Annotated in this window: 5 protein-coding genes and 1 pseudogene; 3 read left to right on the top strand and 3 right to left on the bottom strand. The window is 68.3% G+C overall.

Annotation, left to right across the window (positions count from 1 at the left end):
• From D7Y13_RS37435 to D7Y13_RS37425, 3 genes and pseudogenes are all read right to left on the bottom strand, one after another.
• Positions 1-581 (bottom strand): annotated as a pseudogene (locus D7Y13_RS37435) (acyl-CoA desaturase); the annotation flags it as partial.
• On the bottom strand, positions 574-2448 hold the full coding sequence (locus D7Y13_RS37430) for a StlD/DarB family beta-ketosynthase (RefSeq protein WP_120582973.1): 1875 nt from the start codon (positions 2446-2448) through the stop codon (positions 574-576). The pseudogene D7Y13_RS37435 and the gene D7Y13_RS37430, both read right to left, overlap by 8 nt.
• Before the next feature lie 83 nt (positions 2449-2531).
• On the bottom strand, positions 2532-3404 hold the full coding sequence (locus D7Y13_RS37425; RefSeq protein ID WP_120532442.1) for a cupin-like domain-containing protein: 873 nt from the start codon (positions 3402-3404) through the stop codon (positions 2532-2534).
• A gap of 254 nt (positions 3405-3658) precedes the next feature.
• Here D7Y13_RS37425 and D7Y13_RS37420 point away from each other — a divergent pair, with 254 nt between their 5' ends.
• From D7Y13_RS37420 to D7Y13_RS37410, 3 genes are all read left to right on the top strand, one after another.
• Complete coding sequence (locus tag D7Y13_RS37420; protein ID WP_120532443.1) at positions 3659-3928, top strand: GlsB/YeaQ/YmgE family stress response membrane protein; 270 nt, start codon at positions 3659-3661, stop codon at positions 3926-3928.
• A 206-nt stretch (positions 3929-4134) separates the two neighbouring features.
• The gene (locus D7Y13_RS37415) at positions 4135-4968 is read left to right on the top strand and encodes a DUF2092 domain-containing protein (RefSeq protein ID WP_158620321.1); all 834 of its coding nucleotides are present in this window, start codon (positions 4135-4137) and stop codon (positions 4966-4968) included.
• Positions 4969-4970: 2 nt separating this feature from the next.
• Positions 4971-5465, top strand: coding sequence for a DUF6515 family protein (locus D7Y13_RS37410; protein WP_120582970.1), 495 nt, complete (start codon positions 4971-4973; stop codon positions 5463-5465).
• Positions 5466-5775 lie beyond the last annotated feature (310 nt).

Raw genomic sequence — 5775 nt, 5'->3', positions numbered from 1 at the left:
ACCCAGTGCTCGCCCGTGAGCGCGTCATGCTGGAAGAAGAGGAGCTGCACCCCGGCCGTGCGCCCCACCGGCCCGAAGAGCGCCCAGCCGCCTCCCACCAGGGCCAACACGTGGAGCAGGCACAGGAGCCCATACGGCCCGGGCCGGCTCACGAAGGCGTACCAGCGGTCCGCCGCCACGTCCTTCGCCAGGTGGTTGTATTGCAGGTTGCTGCGCGGCCGGTGCCACCCGTCATAGAGCACCCGCAGCGGGCCCGCGACGGAGTACAGGAAGCACACGCCCGGGTTGCGTGAGCCGATGTACCAGCCCACGTGCGCCCACCAGAACCCGTCCAGCACGGGCGAGTGCGGATCCCCCGCCACGTCCGTGTGCGCGTGGTGCCAGCGGTGGTTGCCCGCCCACTGGATGGGCGTCCCCGCCGGCAGGCCCACCGTGACGAACAGCCGCTCCAGCCACCGGTTGAGCTTCAGCGAGCGGTGCGACAACACGCGGTGGTAGGCGACGTTGATGGCCAGCCCCGCGAGCAGGAAGTAGCCCGCGCAGAACGGAATCAGCCACAGCGGATGCAGTGGCTCAGACACGGTCCAGTTCCTCCAACTGCAACCGGTACAGCCGCGCCGTCACCTTCGCCGTCTTCACGATGCGCTCCGCCAGCTCCGGCGTGAGGATGCCGGAGGCCAGCGCGCCGTCCAGCCGGTCCAGGTGCGTGGCGTCGTTGTCGCCGTGGTACAGGAAGAAGCGCACCTGGTCGTCCGTCAGGCCCAGCTGGTCCTTGATGGCCGTGCCCCAGCGGCGCGCCACCCGGTTGCCCAGGCCCTCGATGATGAACATCGCGCCCAGCAGATCGAACGGGTTCTCCTGGCTGGCCCGCTGGAACATCCACGCGGACAGCGCTTCGCTGCCAATGTTCTTCGGCGCGCGGGTGATGGCCTCCTTCGAGCCGCCCACCGACACGTAGTGCCGCTCCAGCATTTCGTAGTCCCGGTGCTCGTCCCGGGCGTGGTGGATGAACGACGAGCGCAGCGCCAGGTGGTCCGCCGTGATGCTGGATGCCGCGCGGGCGATCCACCGCGAGCCCTCCACCACCTGCTGGCGCAGGTTGATGAGCAGCGACTGGTAGTCCTCCACGGTGAAGACGCCCCGGTTCAGCTTCGACAGCAGGGGCACCTGGTTCAGGCTGGACTCGAAGTCCACCCAGACGTGCGTCAGCTCGCGCACCAGCTTCTCGCGCAGCGGATCCCCGCCCACCTTCGGGGTGAGCGGCAGCGGGCCTGCATCCGGAAGCGCGGCCTCGCGACCGACCTCGGGTGCCGCGCGCTCCGGCCCCACGACGGTGAGCATCGCGTAGCAGGCGATGAAGCCGCCGCTCTCCGGCACCATGCAGAAGATGCGCTGGCCCGGGCTGGCCTTCCCCTCGTTCACCAGCTCCTCCAGCATGAGGAAGATGGACGCGCAGCCGGTGTTGCCGCGCGTGGAGAGGTTGGTGAACCAGCGCTCCTCCGGGATGCGCACGCCGCCCTTCTCCAGGAGCTTCACGATGGGCTGCTTGAAGTAGTGCGACGAGTAGTGGATGCAGAACCAGTCCAGCTCCTCCGGTTTGATGCGCCCCTGGTCCATCAGCGCGAAGAAGCCGTCCACGCCCAGCGCCACCAGCGACTCCAGCCGGCGGATGTCCTGCTTGATGTTGAAGAAGCCCTGGGCCGCGGCCTGCGTGACATCGGGCGCGTCCAGCCAGCTGGGACCGAAGCCACCGTCCGGCGCGCGGTTGGCGCCCACGGACATGCCCAGCTCGTGCCGGTTCGCGTGCGAGCGGATGTCCATCCACTCCACCTTGAGGGACAGGCGCGTCGGATGCGGCCGGTCCTGCACCACCGCCGCGCCCGCGCCGTCGGACAGCATCCAGCGCAGGAACTCCGCGTCGAAGGGCACCGGCCCGTCGCCCGCGACCTCCTCGTAGTGGCTGGCCTTGAGCAGGCGGCTGACCAGTTCGCTGGCGCAGACCACCGCGCGCTTCGACTCGCCGGTGGCCACCTGGAGCGACGCCATGCGCAGCGCCTGCATGCCGCTGGAACAGATGCCGTGCAGCGACGCGATCTCACATGCGGGGCCGCCAAGCGCCCGGTGCACCTGGCTGGCGAAGCCGGGCAGCACCAGGTCCCCCTGCGTGCTGCCGGTGACGAGCAGGTCCATCTCCTGCAGCGTGATGGGCGAGCGCGACAGCGCATCATGGATGGCGTTGACCGCCAGGTCCCAGTTGCGAAAGAGCGTCTTCTGCTCCCGGTCGATGGCGTAGTGCCGCCAGGTGATGCCGTTCTGGGAGAGCACCCGGCTGCGCGCGCGGGAGGGACTGCCCCGCACCCGGCCGAGGTAGTCCTCCATCGCGTCATTGGAGATGGGTTCGCCGGGGAGGAACTTCCCAAGGCTGGTGATGAACACGTCGTGGGCCATGGCTCACACCATAAGCGGAGCCCTGGGACGACGCAGGCGGGGGCGCACAGACAGTGTCCGTGCGCTTCGCGGACCCGGGGGAATCAGGCGGGCATCAGGCGGCGCGCCCGGCGGACCACGCGCTCCACGCCGCTCTTCACGTGGTCCAGCGGCAGGAAGCGGTTCACCGGCACGGGCCGGTATCCCACGCGTCCCAGGCGCGTGCGCAGCGCGTGGTTGGCTCGCAGCGCGCGCAGGTGGCGGGCCGTCTCCCGCGTGTTGAAGATGATGGAGAGCGACACGGAGACATCCTCCATGCCGTTCTTCACGTAGTGCGGCGCAACGAACGGGATGTGCAGCGCGTCGCCGGGGCCGAACTCGTAGCGCGTCGCCGTCGCGTCGAAGGTCTCCCGGTAGTTCACCTTCGAGCCGGAGCGCGCGACGAAGGCCTCCAGGTCCGACGCGGGCACCACCTGCTCATCCCACGCCGGGGAGATGTGCACCGCCTTGCGTCCCCGGAACTGCATCAGCAGCGTGGAGTAGCGGTCCAGGTGGAAGGGCGTGACGCTGCCGGGGGAGGCGATGAACAGGTAGAGCATCGGATCCACGGCGGTGTGGCCCACGCCCTGCGCCTGCATCAGCGACTCCACCTCCGCGAGCAGCGAGCGGAACAGGTCCTTGAAGCTGGGGTCCTGCTCCGGCGCGCGAAGCATGATGTACGAATTGCTCGTCATCATGTTCTCCACCGTGTCCTTCAGCGACAGCCCGGTGCGGTAGTCCACGTGCGCGCGGTCGAAGTCCGCGTCCTTGGGCACGAGGCCGGAGCTGAAGAACACGTTGTCCGCGGGCAGGCGCTGCACCACGCCCGCCAGGTTCTCCAGTTCCAAGGCGGGATGCCCCAGGAGCGTGTGATGACACCGGTAGGATTCACGGTCGAAGCACAACGGCGCTCCAGTGGATTCAAAGATGCGCTTCATGGACACGGCGAACTCCTTACCGCCTCGGCGGCATGGTGTTCACCCGATGCCAACAGAGCGCATCGACAACGTCAAAATGGGGCGTTTTGCCCCGCGTTGTTTCACCTGAAACCAACGTGCGTCCGCTGCTGAACGGTGCAGGGCCCTGGAATGCAGGTCCTCCGCTCGGAGAGGCATCGTCCTTGAGGGTGGGGCAAGCATCCTGGAGGCATCGTGCCCATGTTGTTCCCGTCCATTTGCGAAGGGGGAAGGACATGGGCTTGGAAGCAATCCTGTTGTGGGCGGTCATCGGCCTCATCGCCGGGTGGCTCGCGTCCGCGGTGGTCGGTGGTGGGTACGGCGTGGTGGGCGACATCGTGGTGGGCGTGGTGGGCGCGTTCCTGGGCGGCTTCATCTTCCGCGCCCTGGGCACGAGCGCTCCGTTCGGCGGCCTGGCGGGCACCATCTTCGTGGCGTTCATTGGCGCGGTGGTGCTGCTGTTGGTCCTCCGGGCCATTCGATCGGCCACCGTCCGAAGGGCCTGACCGTAGGGCCCCTGAAGTCTTCCGGCCTCTCTCCCATGTGGAGGGGGGCCGTTTTCCTTGGGGCGCCGCACCGGCGGGCTCGGAGCCATCCGGTCGCCCGGATGCAATGCCACCCACGCCTGTCTGTCCTTGCACGTGAAGCCAACGTCTCCATGTTGCGAGTGTCGGATGAGGTGTTGGATTCCGAAAGGAACAGGGGGACGGCCGTGCGACTGAACATCAAAGACAGGCGTCACTGGAAGCGGTTGGTGGCCTGGGGGGTCTGTGCCGGCTGCATGCTGGGCTGGGGCTCCCCCGCTTTCGCCGCGACAGCCACCCGGGAGAAGACCTCCAAGGCGGCCGCCTCGGTGGAGCCCCAGGCCGTCGCCGCGCTGGAGCGGATGGGGGACTTCCTTCGCTGCCAGCGGACCTTCGAGGTCACGGCGAAGACGACCACGGACGCGATCCTCGACAATGGACAGAAGGTCCAGTTCGCCGGGACCACCGACCTCCGCGCGCGGCGTCCGGACCGCCTCCGCGTCGACAGCGCGTCCGACCTGAAACAACGCCAGTATTTCTATGACGGCAAGCACTTCACGGTGAACGGGCCGGGCACGGGCTTCTACGCGTCGTTCGACGCCCCTCCGACCCTGGAGAAGACCCTGGAGGCCGCCGAGCAGCGCTACGATATCGAGCTGCCGCTGGTCGACCTCTTCTACTGGGGCACCGACAAGGGCCGCGCCAAACAGCTCAAGTCCGCCGTCTACGTGGGGCCCGCCACGGTCGAGGGCGTGGCCACGGACCAATACGCCTTCCGGCAGGGCGACGTGGACTGGCAGGTGTGGATTGAGAAGGGGGAGCGGCCCGTGCCGAGGAAGTTCGTGGTCACGAGCGTCCAGGAGCCGTCGCAACCGCAGCACGTCGCGACGCTCGACTGGAACCTGAAGCCCCGATTCGATGATGCGTCGTTCAACTTCGTCCCGCCCAGGGACGCCCACCGGATCGCCTTCGAGGACACCCGGCAACGGGCCGGTCGGAACACCCCCAACAGGAGCCGTTAGCCATGCGCCCCCTCAAGAGCCTCCAGGCCCTCGCACTCGTCGCCGCGTTCGGGATGTTCACCGGAAGCGCGTCGGCCTACAGGGCGCGCACCGCCACCCGGACCAACGTGAACGGGAGCGCCCACCGGGACGTGGATGTGAACCGGAACGTGGGTGTGAACCAGGACGTGGATGTGAACCGGAACGTGGGTGTGGACCGGGACGTGGATGTGAACCGGAACGTGGGTGTGGACCGGGACGTGGATGTGCACGTCGACGACGACCACTACAACCATGACAACGACCACTACCACCATCCCGTCGCGGCGGCGGCCGGGGTGGCGGCGGCGGCCACGGTCACCGCGGTCGCGGTCGGCTCGGTGGTGAACTCGATTCCACCGTCGTGCACCACCACCATGGTCAACAACGTGGCGTACCAGAACTGCGGCGGCACCTGGTACCAGCCCCGCTACTCCGGCAACGACGTCACCTATCTCGTCGTCAATTCGCCCCAGTAGACAGCCCCTCCCCCACGCCCCGGGCTTCCACCTCCACGGTGGGAGCCCGGGTCCGTTCCTGGGCGCTCCCGCCTGATGACGCCAGACACCAGGGACCAACGGCAGTCATCAGGGCGCGGGCCTCCAGGCCCTTCCCCCCTGGGCGCCCTCCAGCAGGACTTCGCGAGCAATCCCAGGGAGTTGGCGCGCCGCGGGCGTTCGTGTGGGCCATGGCACGCCTCCTGCTCTAGCCCCCCACATCAGCCGACGCGGTCGGTTCATCCCCCGCCGACCTGCTTGCTCCGAGGAACATCGCCATGGCGCTCTCCCC

The organism is Corallococcus praedator (assembly GCF_003612125.1).
GTDB classification, from domain to species: domain Bacteria; phylum Myxococcota; class Myxococcia; order Myxococcales; family Myxococcaceae; genus Corallococcus; species Corallococcus praedator.
Note: the sequence above shows the minus strand (reverse complement) of the source record. Positions and strands in the feature narration are given on the sequence as shown.